The 25281-nt window shown below is 73.4% G+C and carries 26 protein-coding genes; 16 read left to right on the plus strand and 10 right to left on the minus strand.

Annotated elements, in window-relative coordinates:
* Positions 1 to 3 precede the first annotated feature (3 nt).
* The 3 genes from MLV88_RS01575 to MLV88_RS01585 are packed head-to-tail and all read left to right on the plus strand — an operon-like array spanning position 4 to position 3588.
* The gene (locus tag MLV88_RS01575) at positions 4 to 882 is read left to right on the plus strand and encodes a branched-chain amino acid ABC transporter permease (protein WP_242355701.1); all 879 of its coding nucleotides are present in this window, start codon (positions 4 to 6) and stop codon (positions 880 to 882) included.
* A 16-nt stretch (positions 883 to 898) separates the two neighbouring features.
* Positions 899 to 2860 (plus strand): branched-chain amino acid ABC transporter ATP-binding protein/permease, encoded by a 1962-nt coding sequence (locus MLV88_RS01580; RefSeq protein WP_243336661.1) that lies wholly within the window; start codon positions 899 to 901, stop codon positions 2858 to 2860.
* A gap of 11 nt (positions 2861 to 2871) precedes the next feature.
* Positions 2872 to 3588, plus strand: a complete 717-nt coding sequence (locus MLV88_RS01585; protein WP_242355700.1) for an ABC transporter ATP-binding protein — start codon at positions 2872 to 2874, stop codon at positions 3586 to 3588.
* A 6-nt stretch (positions 3589 to 3594) separates the two neighbouring features.
* Here the strand turns inward: MLV88_RS01585 and MLV88_RS01590 are convergent, their stop codons facing one another.
* Entirely contained in the window at positions 3595 to 4032 is a 438-nt protein-coding gene (locus MLV88_RS01590; protein WP_242333606.1) for a response regulator, read from the minus strand.
* Positions 4033 to 4349: 317 nt separating this feature from the next.
* On the opposite strand from MLV88_RS01590, the gene MLV88_RS01595 reads away from it, so the two are divergent.
* Both MLV88_RS01595 and MLV88_RS01600 read left to right on the plus strand, forming a co-directional pair.
* The gene (locus tag MLV88_RS01595; RefSeq protein WP_242333609.1) at positions 4350 to 6686 is read left to right on the plus strand and encodes a CARDB domain-containing protein; all 2337 of its coding nucleotides are present in this window, start codon (positions 4350 to 4352) and stop codon (positions 6684 to 6686) included.
* A 297-nt stretch (positions 6687 to 6983) separates the two neighbouring features.
* Positions 6984 to 7703 carry an oxygen-binding di-iron domain-containing protein gene (locus MLV88_RS01600; RefSeq protein WP_242360032.1) on the plus strand — a complete coding sequence of 240 codons (720 nt, stop codon included), beginning with the start codon at positions 6984 to 6986 and terminating at the stop codon, positions 7701 to 7703.
* Positions 7704 to 7717: 14 nt separating this feature from the next.
* Here the strand turns inward: MLV88_RS01600 and MLV88_RS01605 are convergent, their stop codons facing one another.
* Positions 7718 to 8020: a hypothetical protein gene (locus tag MLV88_RS01605; RefSeq protein ID WP_242360031.1), complete on the minus strand. Its 303-nt coding sequence runs from the start codon at positions 8018 to 8020 to the stop codon at positions 7718 to 7720.
* A gap of 56 nt (positions 8021 to 8076) precedes the next feature.
* Here MLV88_RS01605 and MLV88_RS01610 point away from each other — a divergent pair, with 56 nt between their 5' ends.
* From MLV88_RS01610 to senB, 3 genes are read left to right on the plus strand one after another with little or no spacing between them, the layout of a single operon-like run.
* Complete coding sequence (locus MLV88_RS01610) at positions 8077 to 8721, plus strand: TetR/AcrR family transcriptional regulator (RefSeq protein ID WP_242360030.1); 645 nt, start codon at positions 8077 to 8079, stop codon at positions 8719 to 8721.
* A 54-nt stretch (positions 8722 to 8775) separates the two neighbouring features.
* Positions 8776 to 10056: a selenoneine synthase SenA gene (senA, locus tag MLV88_RS01615; protein ID WP_242360029.1), complete on the plus strand. Its 1281-nt coding sequence runs from the start codon at positions 8776 to 8778 to the stop codon at positions 10054 to 10056.
* 25 nt (positions 10057 to 10081) lie between these two features.
* Positions 10082 to 11029, plus strand: coding sequence for a selenoneine biosynthesis selenosugar synthase SenB (gene senB / locus MLV88_RS01620; RefSeq protein WP_242360028.1), 948 nt, complete (start codon positions 10082 to 10084; stop codon positions 11027 to 11029).
* Between the two features lie 17 nt (positions 11030 to 11046).
* Here senB and MLV88_RS01625 read toward each other — a convergent pair whose 3' ends face one another.
* Complete coding sequence (locus MLV88_RS01625; RefSeq protein WP_242333626.1) at positions 11047 to 11415, minus strand: DUF4865 family protein; 369 nt, start codon at positions 11413 to 11415, stop codon at positions 11047 to 11049.
* 202 nt (positions 11416 to 11617) lie between these two features.
* On the opposite strand from MLV88_RS01625, the gene MLV88_RS01630 reads away from it, so the two are divergent.
* Positions 11618 to 13255, plus strand: a complete 1638-nt coding sequence (locus MLV88_RS01630; RefSeq protein WP_242333629.1) for an ATP-binding protein — start codon at positions 11618 to 11620, stop codon at positions 13253 to 13255.
* 16 nt (positions 13256 to 13271) lie between these two features.
* Here MLV88_RS01630 and MLV88_RS01635 read toward each other — a convergent pair whose 3' ends face one another.
* Positions 13272 to 13556: a hypothetical protein gene (locus tag MLV88_RS01635; protein ID WP_242333632.1), complete on the minus strand. Its 285-nt coding sequence runs from the start codon at positions 13554 to 13556 to the stop codon at positions 13272 to 13274.
* Between the two features lie 109 nt (positions 13557 to 13665).
* Positions 13666 to 14568, minus strand: a complete 903-nt coding sequence (locus MLV88_RS01640) for a LysR substrate-binding domain-containing protein (RefSeq protein ID WP_242333635.1) — start codon at positions 14566 to 14568, stop codon at positions 13666 to 13668.
* Positions 14569 to 14736: 168 nt separating this feature from the next.
* Here MLV88_RS01640 and MLV88_RS01645 point away from each other — a divergent pair, with 168 nt between their 5' ends.
* A complete protein-coding gene (locus MLV88_RS01645; RefSeq protein ID WP_242333638.1) occupies positions 14737 to 15216 on the plus strand; it encodes a CBS domain-containing protein in 480 nt (159 codons plus the stop codon).
* A gap of 170 nt (positions 15217 to 15386) precedes the next feature.
* Positions 15387 to 16202, plus strand: coding sequence for an alpha/beta fold hydrolase (locus MLV88_RS01650; protein ID WP_242333641.1), 816 nt, complete (start codon positions 15387 to 15389; stop codon positions 16200 to 16202).
* A 22-nt stretch (positions 16203 to 16224) separates the two neighbouring features.
* Here MLV88_RS01650 and MLV88_RS01655 read toward each other — a convergent pair whose 3' ends face one another.
* Together MLV88_RS01655 and MLV88_RS01660 are read right to left on the minus strand one after the other, a co-directional pair.
* Positions 16225 to 16806 carry a response regulator gene (locus MLV88_RS01655; RefSeq protein WP_242333644.1) on the minus strand — a complete coding sequence of 194 codons (582 nt, stop codon included), beginning with the start codon at positions 16804 to 16806 and terminating at the stop codon, positions 16225 to 16227.
* Positions 16807 to 16933: 127 nt separating this feature from the next.
* Positions 16934 to 17692, minus strand: coding sequence for a DUF554 domain-containing protein (locus tag MLV88_RS01660; protein ID WP_242333647.1), 759 nt, complete (start codon positions 17690 to 17692; stop codon positions 16934 to 16936).
* A 266-nt stretch (positions 17693 to 17958) separates the two neighbouring features.
* Between MLV88_RS01660 and MLV88_RS01665 the strand changes: the two genes are divergently transcribed.
* The 5 genes from MLV88_RS01665 to MLV88_RS01685 all read left to right on the plus strand — a co-directional run bounded on the left by MLV88_RS01665 (position 17959) and on the right by MLV88_RS01685 (position 22485).
* Positions 17959 to 19050 carry a branched-chain amino acid ABC transporter substrate-binding protein gene (locus MLV88_RS01665; protein ID WP_242355699.1) on the plus strand — a complete coding sequence of 364 codons (1092 nt, stop codon included), beginning with the start codon at positions 17959 to 17961 and terminating at the stop codon, positions 19048 to 19050.
* 66 nt (positions 19051 to 19116) lie between these two features.
* On the plus strand, positions 19117 to 20019 hold the full coding sequence (locus tag MLV88_RS01670) for a branched-chain amino acid ABC transporter permease (protein ID WP_242333653.1): 903 nt from the start codon (positions 19117 to 19119) through the stop codon (positions 20017 to 20019).
* Positions 20019 to 20990, plus strand: a complete 972-nt coding sequence (locus MLV88_RS01675; RefSeq protein ID WP_242333656.1) for a branched-chain amino acid ABC transporter permease — start codon at positions 20019 to 20021, stop codon at positions 20988 to 20990. Before MLV88_RS01670 ends, MLV88_RS01675 begins: the two co-directional genes overlap by 1 nt.
* The gene (locus MLV88_RS01680; RefSeq protein ID WP_242333659.1) at positions 20987 to 21754 is read left to right on the plus strand and encodes an ABC transporter ATP-binding protein; all 768 of its coding nucleotides are present in this window, start codon (positions 20987 to 20989) and stop codon (positions 21752 to 21754) included. The genes MLV88_RS01675 and MLV88_RS01680 overlap by 4 nt, the downstream gene beginning before the upstream one ends.
* A complete protein-coding gene (locus MLV88_RS01685) occupies positions 21754 to 22485 on the plus strand; it encodes an ABC transporter ATP-binding protein (RefSeq protein ID WP_242333662.1) in 732 nt (243 codons plus the stop codon). Before MLV88_RS01680 ends, MLV88_RS01685 begins: the two co-directional genes overlap by 1 nt.
* 78 nt (positions 22486 to 22563) lie before the next feature.
* On the opposite strand, the gene MLV88_RS01690 is transcribed toward MLV88_RS01685, so the two are convergent.
* The 3 genes from MLV88_RS01690 to MLV88_RS01700 all read right to left on the minus strand — a co-directional run bounded on the left by MLV88_RS01690 (position 22564) and on the right by MLV88_RS01700 (position 25228).
* Positions 22564 to 23253: a P13 family porin gene (locus tag MLV88_RS01690; RefSeq protein WP_242333665.1), complete on the minus strand. Its 690-nt coding sequence runs from the start codon at positions 23251 to 23253 to the stop codon at positions 22564 to 22566.
* Positions 23254 to 23384: 131 nt separating this feature from the next.
* Entirely contained in the window at positions 23385 to 24284 is a 900-nt protein-coding gene (gene rarD / locus MLV88_RS01695; RefSeq protein WP_242333668.1) for an EamA family transporter RarD, read from the minus strand.
* Positions 24281 to 25228 (minus strand): DMT family transporter, encoded by a 948-nt coding sequence (locus tag MLV88_RS01700; protein ID WP_242333672.1) that lies wholly within the window; start codon positions 25226 to 25228, stop codon positions 24281 to 24283. The genes rarD and MLV88_RS01700 overlap by 4 nt, the downstream gene beginning before the upstream one ends.
* Positions 25229 to 25281 lie beyond the last annotated feature (53 nt).

Genomic DNA, 25281 nt, shown 5'->3' on the forward strand with positions numbered 1-25281 from the left:
CCCGTGCCCGCCTCGATCGTCGCCCAGATGGCCATCAGCGGGGCGCTGATGGGCCTCGTCTACGCCCTCATCGCCTACGGCTTCCAGCTCACCTACGCCACGAGCAAGAGCATCAACTTCGGGCAGGGCGAGCTCGTGATGGTGTCGGCGTTCTTCAGCCTCACGCTCCTGGACCTGGGCCTCTCCTACTGGCTCGTGCTCCCCGCCGGCCTCCTCTTCGGCGCGGCGCTCGGCCTCGTGGTCGAGCGCGCCGGCGTGCGGCTCGCGCTGGAGCAGAAGAGCGAGGGCTGGATCCTGCTCACCATCATCCTCGGCCTGTTCTTCTTCTCGGCCGCGGAGAACATCTGGGGCCGCGACGACCGGCCGTTCCCGACGCCCATCCCCTCCGACTCCATCCACGTGCTCGGCGTGGACGTGACGCCGCTCGAGCTGTCGGTCGCGGTCGGCGTCCTCGCCGTGATGGGCCTCATCGAGCTCCTCAAGCGCCGGACCCTGCTCGGGAAGGCGTTCGAGGCGGTGTCGGTGGATCGCGACGCCGGGGAGCTCATGGGCATCTCCGCGAAGCGGACGGTGATGCTCTCGTACGCGCTGTCCGGCGCGGTGGCCGCCCTCGCCGGCATCCTCGTCTCGCCCATCACCACGGTCGGGCCGACGATGGCCTCGGCGCTCGTGCTGAAGGCGTTCTCGGTGGCGGTGGTGGCGGGCCTCGACTCCGGGTTCGGCGTGGTGCTCGTCGGGATGTTCCTCGGCGCCCTCGAGACGCTCGCGAGCTTCTACGTCGGGAGCGGCTGGCGCGAGGCGCCCGGCCTCGTCCTCCTCATCCTGGCCCTGGCCGTGCGCCCCACCGGCGTGTTCGGCAAGGCCGCCATCCGCAAGGTCTGACGGGAGCGCTCGCGCCATGTGGAAACGGCTGTTCCTCGTCCGCGGTGCCGAGCTCCTGCTGTTCGCGTCCCTCGCGGCGCTCCCCCTCGCCGTGGCGAGCCCGTACGCGCTCGGGCTCCTCATGCTCCTCGCCATCTACGGCATCCTCCTCATCGGCCTCGACGTCACGGTCGGCTACCTCGGCCAGGTGAACCTCGCCCAGGCGGCGTTCCTCGGCCTCGGCGCGTACGCCGCCGCGATCGTCGTCACCCACACCGGCCTGGGCCTGGTCGGCGCGCTCCTCGTCGCGCCCACCGTGTGCTTCGTGCTCGGCGCGCTCCTCGCGCTCCCGGCGCTCCGGCTCGAGGGGCCGCAGTTCGCGCTCGCGACCCTGAGCTTCACGGCGCTCGCGACCACCGCCCTGAACGAGCTCGAGTGGCTGACGCAGGGCGCCCAGGGCTTCAGCCTCTCCCGCCCGCCGCTCCTCGGCCACGCCCTCGGGGCGCGCGCGTTCTACTGGATGTGCGTGGCGCTCCTCGCGATGGTCTGGATCGCGATGCGGAACCTGCTCTCGTCGCAGTGGGGCCGCGCGTTCGAGGCGCTGCGAGACAGCCCCATCGCCACCGACGCGATGGGCGTCGGCACCTACCGCCACAAGGTCGCCGCGTTCGCGTTCGGCTCCGGGCTCGGCGGCCTCGCGGGCGCGCTCTACGCGTTCAACTTCCAGTACCTCCAGCCGCAGAGCTTCGTGTACGAGCTCACGGTGATCCTGCTGCTCGGGGTCGTGCTCGGCGGGAGGAAGAGCCTGTGGGGCGCGTTCGTGGGCGCCTCGCTCGTGGCGCTCCTCCCGAACCTGCTCTCCAACCGGACGCTCTTCCAGGCGTTCTCCGCGCTCGGGCTCGCCGTCGCCCTCGCCGCGGGCGCGCGCGGGCTCTTCCGGCGCACGATGCGGCCGTTCCAGGCGATCGCCCCGGTGGTCGCGACCTCCGCGCTCGTGGTGGGCGGGCTCGTCGTCGAGAACACCGAGGACTGGCGCAAGGCGATCTTCGCCTTGATGCTGTTCTCGGTGGTGGTGGGGCTGCCCGAGGGGCTCATGGGCTTCGCCACCCGCTTCCTCGCGCAGCTCCTCCGCATCGCCCCGCCGCCGCTCCCGCCCCCTTCGCCCCTCGACGAGGTCCTCCCGGCCCGGCTCGCCGACGGCGCCGTGCTCCTCGAGCTGCGCGACCTCCGGCGGCACTTCGGCGGCGTGAAGGCGGTCGACGGCGTCTCCCTCGCGGTGCGCGCCGGGCACGTCCACGGCCTCATCGGCCCGAACGGCTCCGGCAAGAGCACGCTCGTGAACGTGATCTCCGGCCTCTACACGCCGACCTCGGGCGAGGCGCTGCTCAGGGGCAGCCCGCTCCCCCACGGCAGCCTCGTCCGCGTCGCCCGGGCGGGCGTCGCCCGCACGTTCCAGAACCTCCAGCTCTTCACCGGGCTCACCGCGCTCGAGAACGTGATGGTCGCGCTCACGGGCGTGTACCGGGCCCCCCTGCCGTTCGTGCTGCTCGGCCTCGGCCGCGCGGAGGACCGGCGCGCGCGCGCCGACGCCCTGGCGCTGCTCGAGCTCGTCGGGCTGCGGGAGCAGGCGCGCACCCCCGCGAAGGACCTCACCTACGGCGCGCAGCGCTTCCTCGAGATGGCCCGGGCCCTCGCGCGGAAGCCCGAGGTCCTCATCCTCGACGAGCCCGCCGCCGGCCTCGCCCACCCGGACGTGGTGAAGCAGGTGGAGGTCATCCGCCGGATCCGCGAGCGCGGCGTGACCATCGTGCTCATCGAGCACCACATGGACGTGGTGACGCAGCTCTGCGACGTGGTGACCGCGCTCGACGGCGGCAAGCTCATCGCGGAGGGCTCGCCCGACGAGGTGAAGCGCCACCCCAAGGTCATCGAGGCCTACCTCGGCAACGTCGGGGACGCCGCCCTGCCCGCGCCGCCCGCCGGCGCACGGATCTCGTGAGGGAGAGCGCGATGCTGCTCGTGGAGGACGTGTACGCGGGGTACGGCCTGAGCGAGGTGCTGCTCGGGACCTCGCTCGCCGTGAAGCCCGGGACGGTGGTCGCGCTCATCGGCGCGAACGGCGCGGGCAAGACCACGACGATGCGCGCCATCTCGGGGCTCATCCGGCCGGCGCGCGGCCGCGTGCTCCTCGACGGGGAGCCCGTCGGCGGCCTCCCGGCGTCGCGGATCGCCCGGCTCGGGCTCGCGCACGCGCCGGAGGGGCGCAAGGTGTTCGGCACGCTCTGCGTGGAGGACAACCTGCTCCTCGGCGCCTACGGCCGGCTGCCGCGCTTCTTCGGCTTCCGCGGCCGGGCGGCGGCCGATCTCGAGCGCGTGTACGGGCTCTTCCCGCGCCTGCGCGAGCGGCGCAGGCAGCTCGCCGGGACCCTCTCGGGCGGCGAGCAGCAGATGCTCGCCATCGGCCGGGCCCTGATGGCACGGCCCAAGGTGATGCTGCTCGACGAGCCTTCGATGGGGCTCGCGCCGGTGATCGTGCAGGAGGTCTTCCGCACGATCCGCCAGCTCAAGGCGGAGGGCATGACGATGCTGCTCGTCGAGCAGTTCGCGAAGACGGCGCTCGAGGTGGCCGACTACGCTTACGTGATGGAGCGCGGCCGCATCGCCATCGAGGGCACCCCCGCCGAGCTGCGCCGCGACGAGCGGCTGCTCGCGGCGTATCTCGGGTAGCGGGCTTCAATCTCCGGAGACGAGCCGCGCGAGCTCGCGCTCGAGCAGGTCGGGCCGGAACGGCTTCGCGAAGGTCCGGTCCGCGTCGAGGGCCGGCTCGTCCTCGAGGTAGGCGCTCGCGACGATCACCCGTCGGTCGCGGTGCTTGGGCTCCGAGCGGAGCCAGTCCAGGAAGGCCCGACCGTCCATCCGCGGCATCGTCAGGTCGAGCAGGATCACGTCGGGCTCGAGGCCCGCCTCGAGCAGCTCGACCGCGTCCTGCCCGTCGGCCGCCTCGACCACGTGGTAGCTCTTGCTCTCGAGCCAGCGCGCGATGAGCTCGCGCAGCTCGTGCTCGTCCTCCACCACGAGCACGCTCGCTCGGGGGTCGAGGCGCGGTTCGTGCTCCTCGACTCCGGCGGTCGAGGTCTCGGCCCCCGGTTGAGCTTCCTGCTGCTGGATCACGGTTCGTCGCCCCCTTCGCCGAACCGTGGCGACTCGACGCGCGCGGCGCAAGGGCAACGGGCGCGGGAACGGGCGCCTGCCTGATCGGGCGGCCACCCTGCTCTGTCGAGCGCTCGCCCGCCTTCTTCCAGCGGTTGTCCGGCGGCAAGGGTCGCGCCTCGGGACGCCGCGGCCTTTCGCCGCACTTTCCGAGAACATTGACCTACAGCAAACGCATTCGGGGTAGGCGTCCGTGAGAGCAGGTACGGTATACGCCGGACACCGACCGTGAACGTCGGCAGGCGCCGCAAGGGCGGCGCGCGAAAGGGGTCTCGACGATGAGCTCTCGATGGATGGTCTACCTCGCGGCGCTGGCGCTCGCCGGCACCGCCTCCGCGGCGCCCGGCGACTTCATCGCCCAGATCGGCAGCTCCGGCGCGGGCGCGGGCCAGCTCGACGCGCCCTCGGGCGCGGCGGTGGACAGCGCCGGCAACGTCTACGTGACCGACACCGCCAACGCGCGCGTGGAGGTCTTCTCGCGCGACGGCCAGTTCCTGCGCGCGTGGGGGAGCCTCGGCAGCGCGAACGGGCAGCTCGACGGCCCGACCGGCATCGCCGTCTGCGAGCCGACCGTCTTCGTCGCCGACACGAACAACAACCGCGTCCAGGTGTTCGACACGGCCGGGAACCTTTCCGCCGTGTACGGGGGCATGAACGCTCCGCACGGCGTCGCGTGCGACGACATGTTCCTGTACGTCGCGGACACCGGGAATCACCGCATCGCGGTCATGATGCTCGCCGACTACGGACAGGACTTCCCGCCGGTCCCGAACGGCGGCCACGGCAGCGGACCGGGCCAGTACGACTCCCCGACCGACATCGCGCTCGGCCCCGACGGCTCGATCTACGTCGCGGACACCGGGAACGACCGGATCGTCGCCTCGCGGAACGGGGTCTTCGACTTCGGCGGGACCGGCACCGCCGAGGGGCAGCTCCAGCGGCCCACCGGCGTGGAGGTGGACGCCGGCGGCAACGTCTACGTGGCGGACAGCGGCAACGCCCGCGTGCAGGTCTTCGCGCCGTCCGGCGCCTTCGAGACCGCGTTCGGCACGCCGGGCGCGGAGGCGGGCCAGCTCGCGTCGCCCTCGGGCATCGCGTTCGACCGGGGCGGGGCCCGCGTCGTCGTCGCCGACTCCGGCAACGATCGGCTGCAGAGCTTCCAGGCCATGAGCTCGGATCTCGCGGTGACCGGGATCGTGGCCCCGGCGGCCGCGAGCACCCTGCAGCAGCTCTCCTACGCGGTGACCGTCCGGAACGTCGGCCCGGGCGCGCAGGGGTACGTCTGGTTGTACGGCTACCTCTCCAGCGATCCGGTCCTCTCCTCCAACGACGTGCAGACCTGCACCTCCGCCCTCGCGACCCTCGACCCCGGCGCCGAGCAGACGCTGACGGCGAACTGCACGGTCTCCGCCTACGCCGCCGCCGTCTCCGGCCCCGCGTACCTCATCGTCAGGGCGGCCTCCGCCGCCGGCGTGCTCGACCCGAATCCGGCGAACGACACCGCCGCGGTGGCGATCCAGGTCAACGCCCCCGATCTCGCCGTCTCCTCCGTCGCGGCGCCGTCCGCCGCCGGCACGCTCCAGACGATCACCGTGAGCGCCACGGTCGTGAACCAGGGGGCAGGGAACGCGAATCCGTCCGCCCTCTCGCTCACCCTCGTCTCTGCCAGCACCGGCACGATGTTGGTGTCGCTCGGCAACTTCCAGGTCGGCGCGCTCGCGGCCGGCGGGCAGCAGACGGTGAGCACCACCTACACGCTCCCGTCCAACCTCACGGAGGGCTCGTACCTCATTCGCGCCACCGCCGACGGCACCGGGGCGGTCCCGGAGAGCGACGAGTCCAACAACTCCACCTCCCGGCCGCTCACCATCGGCCTGCCGGACCTGACCTTCGGGCCGGTCTCGTTCCCCGCCTCGGCCGCGCAGGGCGACACGGTCCCGGTGACCGTCACCATCGTGAACCAGGGCGCCGGGGACTCGAAGGCGTTCAGCGTGAGCATCGTGCTCACGCGCGACGGCAACGTCTGCACGCGCCGCACCACCTGCGACGAGTCGGACGACGACTGGTGGCTCGGCTACGTCTCCGTGCCCGGCCTCGCCGCGGGGGCACAGGTCACGCTGACCATCCCGACGCCCCTCCCCGCGGACTTCGTGCCGCTCTCGTGGCCCGTGATCGGCCTCATCGACTGGGACAACCGGGTCGCGGAGTCGAACAACGGCAACAACATCATCACGATCGGGTCGATCTCGGTCCTCCCCTCCGCGAGCACGATCATCGTCGGCGTGGACATCAAGCCGGGCAGCTCCCCGAACAGCATCAACCTCGGCTCGAACGGCGTCGTGCCGGTCGCCATCCTCAGCAGCCCGATGTTCGACGCGACGACGGTGGATCCGCTCACCGTGACGCTCGCGAGCTCGCCCATCGTCCTGCGCGGCAACGGGACGCCCTCCGCGTCCGCCGAGGACGTGAACGGTGACGGGCTCCTGGACCTCGTCGTGCAGGTCCAGACCGAGGCGCTCCAGCTCACGACGACGTCCACGTCCGCGGCGCTCCAGGGGCGCACTTACCTGGGGCAGGCGATCGCCGGCAACGACGACGTGAACGTGGTGCCGTAGCCCACGAACGAGGCGCAGGCCGGCTCGCGGCGACGCGGGCCGGCCTGCGGTCCTCATCCGATCGCCGGACCGTCCGCCCGCCGGCCAGGTCCCCGGTGGAGACCGGACGGCGAGCCCCCTCCGGAGAGCGGCGGCTCCCTGCGGACCCTCCGGCGCGTCCGGGGCTCCGCCCCCCGAGCGAAACGAGGCGCCTCGACCGTGCTCGCACGGGCGCGCGCCATTACGCGTCCACCGAGCGACGCCTCGCTCCGCGACCATGAGCGGCCGCCGCGAGGCGGCGGCGAGGGGGAGCGCGAGATGAGCGAGCTCGAGACCCGCATCGACGAGATCGCGGACGGCATCCACCGGATCAGCACCTCCGTCCCGGCCATTCCGGGCGGCTTCACCTTCAATCAGTACCTCGTGGTGGACGACGCGCCGCTCCTGTTCCACACCGGCCTCCGCCGGCTCTTCCCGGCGGTCCGCGCCGCGATCGCCCGGGTCATGCCCGTCGAGCGGCTCCGCTGGATCGCCTTCTCGCACTTCGAGCAGGACGAGTGTGGCGCGCTGAACGAGCTCCTCGCCGCGGCCCCGCAGGCAGAGGCTGCCTGCAGCACGATCGGCGCGATGACCTCGGTCGGCGACCTCGCGATCCGCCCGCCGCGCCCGCTCCCCGACGGCGAGCGGCTGTCGCTCGGCCGTCACGAGGTGGTGTGGCACGACGCGCCCCACGTGCCTCACGGCTGGGACTGCGGGTTCCTCTCGGAGACGACCACGCGGACGCTCCTCTGCGGCGACCTCTTCACCCAGCCAGGCGCGAGCCCCCCTCCGCTCACCGAGGAGGACATCCTCGGGCCCTCCGAGGCGCTGCGCGCCGCGCTCGACTACTGGGCGCACGCCCCCGCGACGCGCGCCACGCTCGAGCGGCTCGCGGCGACCTCACCGCGCACGCTCGCGTGCATGCACGGGGCCGCCTGGCGTGGGGATGGGGCGGCGCTCCTGCTCGCGCTCGCGGAGTCACTCGAGAGGCCGGCGTGATCGCCGCGGGCGGGTCAGGCCGGGAGCGGCGCGCCGGCCCAGACCTCCCGCACGGTGATCGGCTGGGTCGTGGGCTCCCCCGCGCGCGCGACGCCTGCCCGCGCGAGCACGCGCGCGACGATCGGGTGGAGGGTCGTCTCGACGAAGCGTCGGTACGCCTCCTGCGACTCCCACACGTCGAGGTAGCGGAGGCCCTTCTCCAGCTCGATCACCACGTGCACGACGAGCCCGGGCGGCGGCCGGTCGCCGAGCTCCGCGCGGATCTGCCGGTAGACCTCCATGCCGATGGGGACGTCCTGCGTGAACGCGTACGCCATGGGAGCGCCTTCCTTTCATCCGAAGCGACCTCGGATTAATATTCGAGGTAGTGACGATGGGACCTCGGCGCAAGCGCAGGCGCTACGACGCGACGCGTCGCCGCGAGGCCGCGGAGCGGACCCGGCACGACATCCTCGAGTCGGCCCAGCGGCTGTTCACGAGCCGCGGCTACGGCGCGACCGCGATGGCGGACGTCGCCCGCGAGGCCGGGGTCGCGCTCGACACGGTCTACGCCTCGGTCGGGCGGAAGCCCGCGCTCATGCGGCTCCTGCTCGAGCGCGCGATCTCCGGCGTCGACGCGCCCGTGCCGGCGGAGCAGCGGGACTACGTGCGCGCGATCCAGGCGGAGCCGGACCCCGCCCGCAAGCTCGCCCTCTACGCCGCCGCGATCCGGCGCATCCACGAGCGGCTCGCGCCGCTCGTGCGCGCGATCCAGGCGGCCGCGGCCGCGCACCCCGAGGTGGCCGAGCTCTGGAGCGAGATCTCGGCGCGCCGCGCGCGGAACATGCGCCTGCTCGCCGCGCATCTCGCCGAGACCGGTGCGCTCCGGCCCGCGCTCGGCGTGGACGAGGCGGCGGACATCATCTGGGCGACGAACGCGCCCGAGCTGTACCTCCTGCTCGTCGGCGATCGGGGCTGGTCGCCGGAGCGGTTCGAGGTCTGGCTCGCGGACGCGTGGCGCAGGCTCCTGCTCGCCTGACCCCAAGCGAGGGCTCTCCGAGCCCGGCGGCCACAGGCGCGCTACATCTCCCGGATGAGGACGCACCGGCTCGTCGGATCCATCGCCGAAGCCAGGCGTCGCACCCTGGAGCTCGCGTCGGCGCTGTCCGAGGCGCAGCTCCTCGGGCCGCGGCTCGCCATCGTGAACCCGCCCCTGTGGGAGCTCGGGCACGTCGCCTGGTTCCAGGAGCGCTGGGTGCTGCGCCACGCGGCCGGCAGCGCGCCCCTCCGCGCCGACGCCGACGCCCTCTACGACTCGTCCGCCGTCGCGCACGACACGCGCTGGGACCTCCCCCTGCCCGGCTTCGCCGAGACCACGGCCTACCTGCGGGACGTCGAGACGCGCGTGGCGACGCTCGCCGCGCGCGGCGAGGCGGACCCCTACTTCGTCGCGCTGAGCGTCTTCCACGAGGACATGCACTTCGAGGCGATGGCCTTCACGCGACAGACGCTCGGGTACGCACCGCCTCCGCTCTCCGGCGAGGCGCCCGCGGCGCCCCGGGAGACCGGCGATCTGCCGGGGGACGTCGCCGTGCCGGGGGGCGAGCTCCGGCTCGGCGCCGAGCGCGGGGACGGCTTCGTGTTCGACAACGAGAAGTGGGCGCACCCCGTCGAGCTCGCGCCCTTCCGGATCTCCCGGGCGCCCGTCACGCAGGCCCGCTTCGCCGAGTTCGTGGAGGACGGCGGCTACCGCCGGCGCGAGGCGTGGAGCGAGGCGGGCTGGCGCTGGCGCTCGGCGGCGGGGGTGGACGGGCCCGCCTACTGGGAGCGCAGGGACGGGCAGCTCGTCCGGCGCGACTTCGACCGCTGGGTGCCGCTGGAGCCGCATCGACCGATGGTGAACGTCAGCTGGTTCGAGGCGGAGGCCTTCTGCCGCTGGGCCGGGCGGCGGCTCCCGAGCGAGGCCGAGTGGGAGGCGGCCGCCGCGGGCGAGCCCGGGCCCGACGGGCACCTCTCGCGCACGAAGCGGCGCTTCCCGTGGGGCGACGCGCCGCCCGACCCCCGGCGCGCGCACCTCGGCGCCCGCCGGCTGCACGCCGTGGACGTCGCGGCGCTCCCCGCGGGAGACAGCGCCTTCGGCTGCCGGCAGCTCGTGGGGAACGTCTGGGAGTGGACGGCGAGCGACTTCGTGCCCTACCCCGGCTTCGCGCCCGACCCGTATCGCGAGTACTCTCAGCCCTGGTTCGGCACGCACAAGGTGCTGCGCGGCGGCAGCTTCGCCACCCCGGCGCGCCTCGTCTCGAACACCTTCCGCAACTTCTACACGCCCGATCGACGCGACCTCTGGGCCGGATTCCGCACGTGCGCCGCATGACGGCATCCCCGAGGCGACGGACACCGTGAACATCCTCGTCACCACCCCAGCCCCGCGCGGCTCGCACAAGGGCAACCGCGTCACCGCGCTGCGCTGGGCCGGGCAGCTCCGCGCGCTCGGCCACCACGTCGGGCTCGCCGAGGCCTGGACGGGCCAGCGGTGCGACCTCCTCGTCGCGCTCCACGCCACGAAGAGCCACCCGTCCGTCGTGCGCTACCGGGAAGCCCGGCCCGACGCGCCGCTCGTCGTCGGGCTCGCCGGGACGGACCTGTACCAGGATCTCCCCGCGTCGCCCCTCGCCCGCCGCTCGCTCGAGTTCGCGACGCGCCTCACCCTTCTCCAGCCGCTCGGGATGGAGGCGCTGCCGCCCGAGGTCCGGCACAAGGCGCGCACGATCTTCCAGTCGGCGCACCCCGCCAGGCCGGCGCCGGCGCCGCCCGGCGTGTTCAGGGTCTGCCTGCTCGCGCACATCCGCGCGGTGAAGAACGCGTTCCTCGCCGCGGACGCGGTGCGGCGCCTCCCGGCCCGCTCTCGCGTCGAGCTCGTCCACCTCGGCGCCGCGCTCGACCCGGGCGCGGACACGCGCGCCCGGCTCGAGACGGAGGAGAACGGCCGCTACCGCTGGCTCGGCGAGCGCCGCCGCTCCGACGCGCTCGCCACGCTCGCCGGCAGCGCGCTGCTCCTCGTGACCTCGCGGCTCGAGGGTGGCTCGAACGCCGTATCGGAGGCGCTCGCGTCGCGCGTACCGGTGCTCTCCACGCGCGTGGACGGGTCGGTGGGCGTGCTCGGCCCGGACTACCCCGGGTTCTTCCCGGTCGGCGACGCCGGCGCGCTCGCGGAGCTGCTCCTCCGCGCGGAGGAGGACGCCGCGCTCGCGGCCGCCCTCCGGGCCGGCGTGGAGCGCGCGCGCCCGCTCGTCGAGCCCGCCCGCGAGCGCGCGGCGTGGCGCGACCTGCTCGCCGAGCTCTGGTGAACCCTCCCGGACGCGGGTCAGGCCGGGGGGCTCGGTGAGGCGCCCTCGCCCTGCGACACGGAGGGCATGAGGTCGTAGTCCGGCGGGAACACCAGGTCGCCGTCCTCGACGTACGCGCAGATCTCCGCGCGCTCGACGCGCGGCTCCCCGTACATCGAGATCGCCGTGCGCCAGGCGTCGGAGCGCAGGAACGCCTCGGCGTCGTCCTGCGTCTCCCACACGTAGTTGCCGCCGTACTCGCCCCGCTCCGGCGCGAAGATGAACGCCTTCGCGTGGAGCCCAGGCATCCCGCGATACAGATCGAACGCGCGCCGGATCGCGATCTGCCGGAGCCGCTCCCAGTCCGTGTCCGCCGGCAGGGTGAAGCGAATCGTCGTCGCGAACATGGCTCGTCCCTCCTCCCGCCCTTCTTAGCCGCGCGAGCCTTCGAGGGCACCTCGAGGCGAGACCCCGTCTCCCCCGAGTCGGGCCGCACTCGCCCGGCTCGCCGGTCCAGGATCGACCTGCCTTGCGGCCCTGGAGGGGATCGCCTCGCGGGACCCCTCTCTCTCGTCTGGCTGCGCAGATGGTACGGTCCGTTGAACGGTCATGACGAGGCATGCGCACTCTGCAGCGCCGTCGGCGCCCATCGCGGCGGAGCGCTCGGCGCAGGCGCCGGACCTGCATTCGCCGCCCGTGGAGGAGCCGCCCGAGGTCCACCCGGACGAGCCGCCGACCTGGAGCGCGCACGCGCTCCGGTACGCGTTCGCGGTGGGCTGCGCCGCGGCCCTGCTCGCCGCGAGCGGCGCCCTCGAGGATCTCCTCCACGGCTTCGTCTTCAGCCTCCCCGTCGCGGGCGTCTCTCTCGTCGTGTACTTCCTCGGGCCCGGGCCGGCGCTGGCGTTCACCGCGATCGTCGGCCTCGGCTTCTGGAGATTCTTCCAGGAGCCCTTTCGCTCGCACCAGGAGGTCGCGCGCCTCGCCGCGTTCACCGTCGCGTCGCTCGCCATCGTCGCCGCCGTCCGGCAGCTCCAGCGGACGCAGCGGAGGCTCCTCGAGGAGAAGGACAGGGTGGACCGCGCCGAGCAGGAGCTGCGCCGCAGCAACGCGCTCCTGCGGGAGACGGACCGCCGCAAGGACGAGTTCCTCGGCGTGCTCTCGCACGAGCTCAGGAACCCGCTCGCGCCGATCCGCAACGCGCTGTCGCTGCTCGCGCGCGTGGACCCCTGCGGAGACGAGGCCGCGCGCGCGAGGGCGATCCTCGATCGTCAGGTCGTGCACCTGACGCGCATCGTGGACGACCTGCTCGACGTGACCCGCATCACGCGCGGGAAGATCCTCCTCCGGCGATCGCGCGTCGAGCTCGGCGACCTGGTCCGCCGGACCGTCGAGGACCACCGCACGCTGTTCGCCTCCCGCGAGATCGCGGTCGAGGTCAGCCTCCCGGAGGGCCCGGCCTGGCTCGACGCCGACGCGACCCGCGTCGCGCAGGTGATCGGGAACCTGCTGCAGAACGCCGCGAAGTTCACGGATCGCGGCGGCCACGTCGAGGTCACGCTCGAGCGCGACACGGGCGCGAGGGCGGGGATCCTGCTGCGGGTGCGGGACGACGGCGCCGGCATCGACGTCGAGATGCTCGACCGCGTGTTCGAGCCGTTCACCCAGGCCGACGACAGCCTGCACCGCTCGCGGGGCGGGCTGGGCCTGGGGCTCTCGCTCGTGAAGGGGCTCGTCGAGCTCCACGGCGGGTCCGTGGAGGCCCGCAGCGGTGGGGCCGGCCGCGGCGCGGAGCTCGTGGTCCGCCTGCCGCTCGCGCCGCCGGACGGCGGCAGCCCGCGCCACGAGCCGCCGGCGCCGGTCGCCGCGGTTGGCCCGCTGCGCGTGCTCGTCATCGAGGACAACGTCGACGCGGCGGAGACCCTCCGCGAGCTGCTGCTCATGTGGGGTCACGAGGTCGCGGTGGCCCACGACGGCGCCGCCGGCGTGGAGCGGGCCCGCGCGCTGCGGCCGGAGGTCGTGCTCTGCGACATCGGCCTGCCGGTGATGAGCGGCTACGAGGTCGCGCGCGCGATCCGCGCGGACCCGACGCTCGGCGCGACCTTCCTCGTGGCGGTGACCGGCTACGCGCTGCCCGAGGACCGGCGGCTCGCGGCGGACGCGGGCTTCAGCCGGCACCTCGCGAAGCCGGTCGCGGTCGAGACGCTGGAGCGGCTGCTCGCGGCCGCGCCACGCTCCCGGCAGGCGTAGCCGCGCCCCCGGAGGATCAGCGCCGCGCCGGCCGGTTCGCCTTCCAGGCGACCCACGTGAGCACCGCCGCGACGACCGGCGCGAGCAGCACCACCGCGGTCATCGCGAACAGCGCCAGCACGGCGGCCGCCGCGACCAGCGCCGGCACGCCCACCACCCCAGCGACGATCGCCGCCGCCTGCGCGGCGTCGCGGCGCGTGGCCCAGGCGTCCGGCGTCGCGACGCCCGGTGAGGGGCCGCCGGGGAGCGAGAGCTCGAGGGCTTGCACCGCCGCCACGAGGACCGGCTCGTTCGCGCTCATCGCGGCCTCCCTGCCCGGCGCGCAGACGACGCTGCATCGTTACTCACCCCGCGCCCGCCGCGTGAGACCCGCGCAGGCGAACACCGAAGGGCACTGTGCCCGAGACCTCCTACGGTCGCGCCGGCGGGTTGCGTCGCGCCCACGCCTCGAAGCGGCCGGCGGATCCGTGGAGCTGGCGCGACGCCGTGGCCCACGAGAACGACCGGACGAGGCGCAGGTCCCGCAGCGGCAGCACGCGGAGCGTCCCGGCGGCGACCTCGAGCTGCACGCTCCAGCGCGACACGAACGCGACGCCCAGGCCGGCCACGGCCGCCATCTTCATGGACTGGTTCGAGCCGAACAGGAGCTCCGAGCGGCGCACCAGCCGCGATCCCAGCACGCGCGTCAGCGCCTCCTCGACGACGGCGCGGGTGTTGGAGCCCGGCTCCCGCAGGAGGAGCGGGACCTTCGCGAGATCCGCGGCGCGCGCGATGCCGCAGAGATCGCGCGCGGCGCTGGCCGCGACGGCCACGAGCTCGTCCTCGAGGTAGGGCTCGAGGTGAACGCGCGGCGAGCGCTGGCGCCCCTCGACGATCCCGAGCGGCACCCTCCCCTCGGCGACCCACTCGAGCACGCGCGCCGTGTTGCTCACCTGGATGCGGAACGGCACCCGCCCGTGGATGGCGCGGAAGCCCGCCACGAGCGGGGGCACGACGTAGGCGGCGGTCGTCATGCTCGCCCCGATCACCACCTCCTCGCCGACGGCGGTCTCTCCCTGGAACTCCGTCTCCACGGCGCCGAGGACCTCGTGCACCTGCTTCGCCGCCTCGAGGAGCCGCAATCCCCAGTCGGTCGGCGCCACGCCCTTCGAAGACCTGAGCAGCAGGGCGCGCCCGCACTCCTCCTCGAGGGCGCGGATCTGCGCGGTCACCGCGGGCTGCGAGAGGTGGAGGAGCTTCGCCGCGGCGGAGATCTTCCGCGTCTGCGCGACGACGCGGAACGTCTCGAGCTTCCTGGGGTCGAGCCTGCTCATCGGCGGCGAGCATATCAGGGGACCGCGGTTCCGAGGAGCGGTCCATCAGCGGAGGTTATGGCTCATCCATTCTTGCGACGACGCGTTCGCGGCGGCCGCGCCCATGATGCTCGACGTGGCGCACCGGGCCCCTCCTCCCCCGGCCGCGCCCGCGGAGGAAACCCAGTCATGGCCTGCATCCAGAATCGAGTCGTTCGCGGCGTCGTCTCCCTCGACGAGTCCGCCACCTGCCGGGAGGCCGCGCGCCTCATGGCCGAGCGCGGCGTCGGCTCGGTGGGCGTCCGCCGCGGCGCGAAGCTCGTCGGCCTCGTCACCGAGCGCGACCTGGTCTCCGCGATGGGCGGCGGCGCCCACGCCTGCCACACGACGCTCTGCCAGGTCATGCGGGCCGACCTGCCGTCCGTCTCGCCGCAGGCGACCGACCGCGAGTGCGCCCAGCTCATGCGCACCGGCCACACCCGCCACCTCGCCGTGAAGGAGGGCGGCGAGATCGTGGGCGTCATCTCCATGCTGGACCTCGTCGACCTCGTGGTCGAGGAGAAGCAGTGGAGCATCGACCAGCTCGAGAGCTACATCCGCGGCGGGCGCGCCTGGCAGCTCAGCGAGCCCATCCTGACGATGTTCAGCCACGAGCCGACCGCAGGCTAGACGCGGAGCGAGCAGTGACCCCGGCGGGCCCGCGAGCGCGATCGCGGGCCCGCCGTCGTTCCAGGGGAGCGCGTGATGCGCGACCGGCGTCCTGCGCCCGCGGAGTACCGATCGCCGGGGCCTCGCGCGCCTCCCGTGCTTCCCGGCGGCGGCGGCGCTACCATCGCGCGATGGCGAGCGACGCGGGCGGGTTGCGGCTGTTCCACACGATTCGCGGAGCGGGCGAGCCCGTCGTGCTGGTCCACGGCTCCTGGGGCGACCACCACGGCTGGGACGCGGTGGCGCCCGCGCTGGCCGAGCGGCGCGCAGTCGTCGCCTACGACCGGCGCGGCCACGGCCGCTCCGCCGCCCGCGACCGCCCGGCCACGGTCCACGATCACGTGGCGGACCTCGCCGCGCTCGTCGAGGCGCTCCACCTCGGTCCCGTGCACGTGCTCGCGAGCTCCTACGGCGCGTCGATCGCGCTCCGCACGGCCTCGCTCCACCCCGATCGATTCCGCTCGCTCGCCGTGCACGAGCCTCCCCTCGTGCGTCTGCTCGACGATCACGCCCCGTCCGCGCCGGCCCTGCGCGCGTTCCGCGAGGCGTACCCGCGCATCGAGGCGTTCCTCCGCGCGGGACGGCCCTCCGACGCGGCGCGCACGTTCATCGACGAGATCGCCCTCGGCCCGGGCACCTGGGACCGGCTCCCGCCGCCGGCGCGCGAGGCCTTCCTCCGGAACGCGCCCTCCTTCCTCGCCGAGATCGAGGATCCCGACGCGCTCGACCTCGACCTCTCCGCGCTCCGCGCCTTCCCCGGGCCGGTGCTGCTCACGCAGGGGGACCGCAGCCCGCCGCTGTTCGGCCCGATCCTGGACCGGCTCGCCCCGGCGCTGCCGCATGCGACGCGCCACACCTTCACCGGCGCCGGCCACGTGCCGCACGCGAGCCACCCGCGCGCCTTCGTCGAGCGCGTCGAGGCGTTCTTCGCAGGCGCGGCGGCGTAGCGGCGAAGGTCCCCCGACCGGATCACCGCGCCACGGCGACTGCTGCGAGGCCGCCCGCGGTGGCGCACGCGATCCGAAGTGCAGGGGTGAAACCCCGACGGCGATCTGCCAGCCGCTGGCGAGGCGCAGGCGCAGCGACGGTCGAGACGACGAGCGTGCCGCGCGCCGCAGGGTGCACCTCGTCCGCTGCCCGGAGGGGCGCCGGCTGCGCGCGCCGCGAGGCGACCGCGCCGACGGCCTCCGCCGCGGCCGCGGGTCCGAGCGCGCGGTCCACGACCGCGTCGGCGCCGAGGGCGAGGAGCTGCTCGCAGAGCCCCCGCGCCGCGCCGGCGGCGAGGACCACGATGCCGAGGTCGCGCTCGCCTCCGGCGTGGCGGACGAGGTGGACGAACGACACGGCGTCGCGGCCGGGCAGCGCGGAGTCGACGACGAGCACGTCGAGGTCGAGGAGCTCGTCGAGGAGGAGGCCGAGGCCGCTCGTCGCATCCGCCGCGGCGCGCACCTCGAAGCCGCGCGCCTCCAGGGCCGCGCCGAGGAGCCGGAGCACGTTCGCGTCGTCGTCGAGGAGGAGCGCCCTGGGCCGCCGGATCGTCGTCGCGTTCATGCCCTGCCGACGCGCCGCCGCGCAGCGCTATTCAGCGCGTGAAAACGCGCCGAAATCGCCGTGACGGCGGGCGGTTCCGGAGCGTGAACGGCAGCCACAGCGTGAAGAAACGGCGCGCGTGCGCCGCTCAGGGCACGACGTAGGCGAGCACGGCCGCGACGAACACGCCGGGGAGGAGGTTGCCCACCGGCAGCCGCTTGATGCCGGTGAGATCGAGGCCGATCGCGGCGATGAGCAGGCCGCCGGCCGAGGTGAGCGTCGCGAGGACCGGGACCGTGAGGTAGGCGGCCACGCCGCTCGCGGCGGCCGTGATGCCACCCTGGTAGAGCGCGAGCGGCAGCACCGAGAGTCCCACCCCCGGACCCAGCGTGGAGGCGAGCACGATGGAGGTGACACCGTCGAGCAGCGCCTTGACGAACAGCACGTCGGGCTGGCCGGCGGCGTCCTGGATCGAGCCGATCACGGCCATGGCTCCGACGCAGTACAGCAAGGACGCCGTCACGAACCCCTCGACGAGGTCATGGCCCTGCGGCGCGGCGTGGCCCGCCGTGGCGGGCGCCCGCCGCGCGAAGGACTGCATCCAGATGCCGAAGCGCTCCAGCCGCAGCTCGAGCTGGAGCAGCTCGCCCGCGATCCCTCCCACCACCAGCCCGCCGATGACGACGAGCGGGTTGGGGTGGAACGGCCCGGCGCCCGCGTGGGCCAGCTTCGTCGCGTCGACGCGCGGATCGAGGGCCATCTGCAGCCCGACCCCGAGCACCGACAGCCCGATGGCGGCCATGGCGGTCGAGCGGACGCGCTCCGGGATCAGCCGGCCGAAGAGCAGCCCGACCCCGGTCCCGGCGACGATGGCGCCGACGTTGACGACGGTTCCGATGCCCTGCATTCGTTCTCCTGAGCCGCCGGGCCGCGACGTGCCGCCCGACGCAGTGCGCCGCAACCTACAAGAAACCCTCCTGGCGGGCGATGCGGAACCAACCCGCCCCGGGCTCGGGCGCGAGGGGATGACGACCCCCGGACCCCGCGACCGCCGGTCGGAACGGGCCCCCTCACGCGTTTCCGCTACCGGAGGGCGCCCGACTGGTGCTGAGATGTCGCCTCCCCGGGTTCAAAGGAGGACACATGACGAAGCCGATGAGACTCGCTGTCGCGATGTCCCTGCTCGCATTCGGATCCGCCCGCGCGGCGGACACGGTCAAGATCGGGCTGATGGCCCCGATGACCGGCTCCTGGGCCAGCGAGGGCCAGGAGATGAAGCGCAACGTCGAGCTGCTCGCCGCGGAGCAGAACGCGCGCGGGGGCCTGCTCGGCAAGCAGATCGAGGTGGTGCTGGAGGACGACGGCGGCGATCCGCGGACCGCGGCCCTCGCCGCGCAGCGGCTCACCACCCGCGGCGTCGTGGCCGTCATCGGCACGTACGGCTCGGCGGTGACCGAGGCGACCCAGAACATCCTCGACGAGGCCGGCGTCATCCAGGTGGCGAACGGCTCCACCGCCGTACGGCTCACCGAGAAGGGGCTCAAGCACTTCTTCCGGACCTGCCCGCGCGACGACGAGCAGGGGCGCGTCGGCGCCGCGACCCTCGAGAAGCTGAAGGCGAAGAAGGTCGCGCTGCTCCACGACAGCTCCGCCTACTCGAAGGGGCTCGCGGACGAGATCGCCGCGATCCTCAAGAAGCGCAACATCCCGATCGCCTTCTTCGACGCCCTCACGCCCAAGGAGCAGGACTACTCGGCCATCCTCACGCGCCTCAAGGCGGCCGGGCCGGACGTCGTGTTCTTCACGGGCTACTACCCCGAGGCCGGCCTGCTCCTGAAGCAGAAGAAGCAGATGGGCTGGAAGGTCCCGTTCATCGGCGGCGACGCGATCAACAACCCCGACCTCGTCAAGATCGCCGGCAAGGACGCCGCGGCCGGGTTCCAGTTCCTCTCGCCGCCCGTCCCGAAGGACCTCGACACGCCCGAGGCCAAGGCCTACGTGGCGAGCTACCAGAAGAAGTATGGCGAGGCCCCGAGCTCGATCTACGGCGTCCTCGCCGGCGACGGCTTCCGCGTCGTCGCGAAGGCCATCGAGGCGACGAAGTCGACGGACGCCGACAAGCTGCGGGCGTACCTCGTCGGCCAGCTCAAGGACTTCCCGGGCTTCACCGGCAAGATCGCCTTCAACGACAAGGGTGACCGGGTCGGCGAGCTGTACCGCGTGTACGCGGTGGACGCGGCCGGCAACTTCGTCCTGCAGAAGTAGTCCTGCAACCCGGAGCGGGGCCCCGCCGCAAGGGGCCCCGCTCGACCTCCGGAGCCGACAGACTTCATGGAGCAATTCTTCCAGCAGGTGACGAACGGGCTCGCGGTCGGGAGCATCTACGCCCTGATCGCGCTCGGGTACACGATGGTGTACGGCGTGCTCCGGCTCATCAACTTCGCGCACGGCGACCTCTTCACCTACGGCGCGTACCTCGGGATGACGCTCCTCACGTCGTTCCTCCTCCACGATCACCTCGGCCTCGCGCTCGCGCTCGTCGTGCTGGCGGTGATGGTGATGGGGCTCGTCGCCGTCATCGGGGTGATCCTGGAGCGGGCCGCTTACCGGCCGCTGCGGGAGTCGCCGCGCCTGTCGGCGGTGGTCTCGGCGCTGGGCGCCTCGATCTTCCTCCAGAACGCCCTCATGCTCGTCTACGGCGCCCGGTACCAGGTCTACCCGGACGTCCTCCCGCAGACGACGGTCTCGTTCCTCGGCCAGCAGATGCCGGTGATGCGCCTCGCGGTCGTGCTGGTGTCCGTCACCATCATGGCGGCCCTCTACCTGTTCGTGCAGAAGACCAAGGTCGGCACCGCCATCCGGGCCGCCGCCATCGACCAGGGCGCGGCGCGGCTCATGGGCATCGACGTGAACAAGGTGGTCACGATCGTCTTCGTGATCGGCCCCGCCCTCGGCGGCGGGGCGGGCCTCCTCGTCGGGCTCTACTACGGCCAGATCAGCTTCACGATGGGCTGGATCTACGGGATGAAGGCGTTCACCGCCGCCATCCTGGGCGGGATCGGCAACATCCCCGGCGCGATGGTGGGCGGGCTCCTGCTCGGCGTCGTCGAGGCGCTCGGCGCGGCCTACCTCTCCATCGCCTGGAAGGACGCGTTCGCCTTCCTCGTGCTCATCCTCATCCTCATCGTGCGTCCGTCCGGCCTGCTCGGCGAGCGCGTGGCGGAGAAGGTCTGATGGCGGCCCGGACCACCACCCGCCTCGCGGTCGGGTACGCCCTCGCGGCCGCGTTCATCGTGGCGGCGCCCCGCTTCCTCGACGCGTACTGGCTCGACGTGCTGAACAGCGTCGGGCTCTACGTCCTCCTGGCGCTGAGCCTGAACCTCATCCTCGGCGACGCGGGGCTCTTCAACATGGGGCACGCGGCGTTCTACGCGGTGGGCGCCTACACCGCCGCGATCCTCAACACGAGGTACCAGATCCCGATCCTCTGGACGCTCCCGGCGAGCGCCGTGGTGGCGGCGGTCTTCGCGGCGCTGGTGGCCCGTCCCGTCGTCCACCTGCGCGGCGACTACCTGCTCGTGGTGACCATCGGGCTCGGCGAGATCGTGCGGATCGCGCTCGTGAACGACGTGTTCGGGCTCACTGGCGGGGCGAACGGGATCTTCGGCATCTCCCGCCCGATGGTGTTCGGCTACAAGATCCGCCGCCCGCACGAGTTCCTCTACCTGATCTGGGCCTTCGTGGCGGTCACCGTGCTCCTGTTCCACCGCCTCGAGCAGTCGCGCTTCGGCCGCGCCCTCAACTACCTCCGCGAGGACCCCGTCGCCGCCGAGGGCAGCGGCGTGAACACCGCCCGCTACCGCCTGCTCGCCTTCGCGCTCGGCGCCGCCTGGGCCGGCATGACCGGCACCCTCTACGCCGCGAAGATGACCATCATCTCCCCCGAGTCGTTCGGGTTCTGGGAGTCGGTGGTCCTCTTCCTCATGGTGATCCTCGGCGGCTCGGGCTCCATCCCCGGCGTCATCGTGGGCGCGGTGCTCGTGGTGGTGCTCCCCGAGGTGTTCCGCGGCTTCGCGAGCGCGCGCATGCTCGTCTTCGGCCTCGTGATGATGGTGATGATGGTCGTCCGGCCCCAGGGGCTCCTCCCGTTCCGGCTCCTCCGCTTCAAGGAGTCCGACGTGCGCCGGGCAGGAGCGTCGTCGTGAGCGCGCTGCTCGAGGTCCGCGGCGTCACGAAGAGCTTCGGCGGGCTCACCGCCGTGAGCGACGTCACGTTCGACGTCCAGGCAGGCTCGGTCGTCGGCCTCATCGGGCCGAACGGCGCCGGGAAGACCACCACCTTCAACCTCATCACCGGCAACTACCGCGCCGACCACGGGACGATCCGCTTCCAGGACCGGGCGATCGACCGGATGCGGACGCACAAGATCGTGCAGGCGGGGATCGCCCGCACCTTCCAGAACGTCCGGCTCTTCCAGCAGCTCTCGGCCGTCGAGAACGTCCTCGCCGGGCGCCACTGCCGCACGCGGAGCGGCGCGCTCGGCGCGCTCCTCCGCCCGCCCTGGCAGGTCCGCGAGGAGCGCGAGGCCGCGGCGCGGGCGGTGGACGAGCTCGCCTTCGTCGGCCTGCGCGGGCGCGCCATGGAGCTCGCGAAGAACCTCGCCTACGGCGACCAGCGGCGCCTCGAGATCGCCCGGGCGCTCGCCGCGGACCCGCGGCTCGTGATCCTGGACGAGCCGGCAGGCGGGATGAACGAGCAGGAGACCGAGGAGCTCATCGGCCTCATCGGCCGGATCCGGGCGCGCGGCATCACCATCCTGCTCATCGAGCACGACATGAGCCTCGTGATGCGGGCCTGCGAGCACATCGTGGTGCTCGAGTACGGACAGAAGATCGCCGAGGGCTCCCCGGCCGCGATCCAGGCGAACCCGCGGGTCATCGAGGCGTACCTCGGCACGGAGGAGGTCTAGTGGACGCGCCGCTCCTCGAGACGCGCGGCCTGCGGGTCAAGTACGGCAACGTCGAGGCCCTGCACGGCATCGACCTCGCCGTCCGGCAGGGCGAGATCGTCAGCATCCTCGGCGCGAACGGCGCCGGGAAGTCCACCACCCTCCGCGCCATCAGCGGCCTCCTGCGCCCCTCGGGCGGCGAGATCCGCTACGACGGCAAGCCGGCGGCCGGCATCCCGGCGCACGAGCGGGTGCGGCTCGGGATCGCCCAGGCGCCGGAGGGCAGGCGCATCTTCGGCACGCTGACCGTGCGGGAGAACCTCGTCCTCGGGGCGTTCACCCGCTCCGACAAGGACGAGATCGCCGCCACCGCCGCCTGGATCTACAAGCTCTTCCCGGTCCTCGAGACGCGCCGGCTGCAGCTCGCCGGCACCCTCTCCGGCGGCGAGCAGCAGATGCTCGCCATCGGGCGGGCCCTGATGGCGAAGCCGCGCGTGCTCCTCCTCGACGAGCCGTCCCTCGGCCTCGCCCCGCTGCTCGTGAAGGCCATCTTCCGCACGCTGCGCGAGATCAACGAGCAGACGGGCGTGACGGTGGTGCTGGTGGAGCAGAACGCCCGCGCGGCGCTCAAGCTCGCCCACCGCGGCTACGTGATGGAGGTCGGCCGGATCGTGCTCGAGGGCCCGGCCGCGACCCTCGCGTCCGATCCGAAGGTGCAGGCGGCCTACCTCGGCGGGAAGACCGGCGCGTAGAGCTCCTGGAGCCGCAGGCGTGGACCTTGCGCGCGGTGGAGCAGGCAGCGGCCCCCGCGTCGAAGGATCGCCTCCCAATCAATAGCGGAGCGCCACGCCGAGGGCCGCGCCGGGGGCTCCGCGTCCCGGCGCGATCGGGAGCAGGGCCGGCATCGCCGTGACGGGCGGCGGCAGTGCCCGCAGCGCGCGCTCTGCCTCGCGGTGGCGCCGGCCGGAGAAGGTGAACGGGAGGATCACTCCCCCCACCCGGGAGCCGAGGATGAGCGCCGCGCCCGTCCCCAAGAGCACGGACCCGCTGCGGCTGGGCTGCGAGGTCCCGAACGCCGAGAGGACGCCCGCGAAGAAGAGCGTCGAGCCTGCAAAGTCCGCCGCCGCGAGCCACGCGCCGCGCGGGTCACGCGACGCGAGAGAGCCGAGCCCGTATCCCGGGTAGAGGTTGAGGAGCGGGGCCCACCAGCGGATCCCCTCCTCGAGCCCGTCGAGCAGCCGGGCCCGCTCCGCGTGCGTGAGCCGCACGAAGCGTGCGTCGCTCGCGATGACGCTGCCCGCGTCGTACGGACTCTCGGCGCGGAGGGCGGCGACGAGCGCCGGGACGGCGTCCGCGCCGTCTCGCTCGAGCGTCAGCGCGGCAGTGCTCTCGGCGTCCCCCTGCGTCGCCTCGGGCTCATCGTCCCAGGCGCCCGTCGGTGGCTCGGGATCGTGACGCGGTTCTGCCGGCGTCGAGGCGGAGACCAGGAGCGCGGCGATGCAGGGCAGGACGGCGTGCATGCGACCGATCGTACCGCACGCGATGCAGGTTCGATCCGCCTTCGAGCACGCCCCGAGCTCGGCGGCAACGCTCGGGAGGATTCTCCCTGGCCGGCGAGCGTCTCTTCACGGGGCCCGACGGTCGCGTCCCGTCACCCCGCCTGACGCCGAGCCAGCGCGAGCGCCTCGAACGAGTAGATCGCGAGCGAGAGCCAGATGCAGCCGAAGGTCAGGGCGTGCGCCGCGGAGAACGGCTCCCGGAAGACGAGCACGGCGATGGCGAACTGGACGGTCGGGTTCACGTACTGGAGGAGCCCGATCGTGGAGAGCCGGAGCCGCTGGACGCCGAGGGCGAACAGCATGAGCGGGATCGCGGTCACCACCCCGCTCGCGGCGAGGAAGATCGTCACGCGTGCGCTCGCGCCGAGGTGGCCCGCGTGCGCGGCCCCCAGCGCCGCGAGGTAGATCGCCGCGACGGGCGTGAGGAGCGCCACCTCCCCGAGGAGCCCGGCGGTCGCGTCCACCCGCACCCGCTTGCGGATGAGCCCGTACAGCCCGAAGGTCAGCGCGAGGGCCAGCGCGACCCACGGGAACGTCCCGGCGCGGACGACGAGCGCGACCACGCCCAGGGCCGCGAGGATCACCGCGATCCGCTGCGCGCGCGTGAGCGGCTCCCGCAGAAACACCACGCCGAGGACCACCGAGACGAGCGGGTTCACGAAGTAGCCGAGGCTCGCCTCCAGGACGCGCCCCGCGTTCACGGCCCAGACGTAGACGAGCCAGTTGGCCGAGATGAAGAGCGCGCTCGCGGCGAGGCTCGGAAGCGTCCCCGGCGCGCGGAGCTGCCGGAGGACGTCCGCCCAGCGCCGCTTCAGCGTCACGAGCGCCGCCACGAACAGCGTCGAGCAGACGATGCGGTAGGCTAGGATCTCGGGGGCGGGCACGCCGGCGAGGGCGTGGAAGTAGAGCGGGAACAGCCCCCACATGAGATACGCGGCCGCGGCGTAGCCGACCCCAGCCGCGCCGCGGGACCCTTCCGCGGGGACCGTCACCGGGACGCCGCCTCGACGCGCGAGAGGAGCAGCACGGCGCCGAGGATGAGCGCCCCGCCCGCGGCGCGCACGAGGGTCACCTGCTCGCCGAGCAGGACGGCGGCGAGGACGAGCGTGGTCACGGGCTCGAGGGTCGAGTAGACGGAGGCCCGCACCGGACCGAGCCGCTCGAGCCCGGCCAGGAAGAACGCGACGGCGAGCACGGTGCAGATCACCGCGATGGCGAGGACCGCGGCCCAGCCCACCGGCGTCCGCGGCAGCTGCGGGCCGCGCAGCAGGACCACGCCCGCGAAGACCACCGCCGCGGCCGAGCTGACCACCGTGGTCGAGGCGGTCGGCGTGATGCCGGCCGGGAGCCGGCCGCCGGTGAGGATGTAGACCGAGTAGATGAGCGCCGCGAGCACGCCGAAGAAGATCCCGAGCGGCGACCCGTCCACCGCCCGCCCGATGGTGAGCAGGCTCCCGAGGAGCGCCATGACGATGGCGACGAGCTGCGCGCCGGAGAGCGGGTGGCGGAGGACGACGCGCGCCAGGATCGCGACGAGGGCCGGGTAGAGGTACAGGAGCAGCGCCGCGAGCCCGGCCGACGCGAGGCTCACCGCGGTGAAGTACGAGAACGCCTGCCCGGCGTACCCGATCGCCCCCATGCCGACGAGCATGGCGAGCCCCTTGCCCCGCGGGACCCGGGCGCCGCGGAGCGCGAGCACGATCCACATGAGGGCGGCGGCGATCGTGAAGCGGAGCAGGAGGAGCGTCGAGGTGTCCACGCCCGACGCGTAGGCGAGGCGCGCGAAGATGGGCAGCGTGCCGAAGCTCACCGCGGACGCCGCCACGTAGGCGACCCCCAGCGCCGTGCCGCGCCCGCGCGGAGGCCGCGCGGGGGCCCCCGGCGGCACTGCCGCCGCGGGGTCCATCACCGTTCGCTCGGGCTCGGTCGCGGGCACGGCGCGAGGACATATCAGCCCGCGCGGAGCGGGGCAAAGGGCGCGGATCGCGA

Origin of the sequence: Anaeromyxobacter soli, from assembly GCF_022808855.1 — a bacterium.
GTDB lineage: Bacteria > Myxococcota > Myxococcia > Myxococcales > Anaeromyxobacteraceae > Anaeromyxobacter > Anaeromyxobacter soli.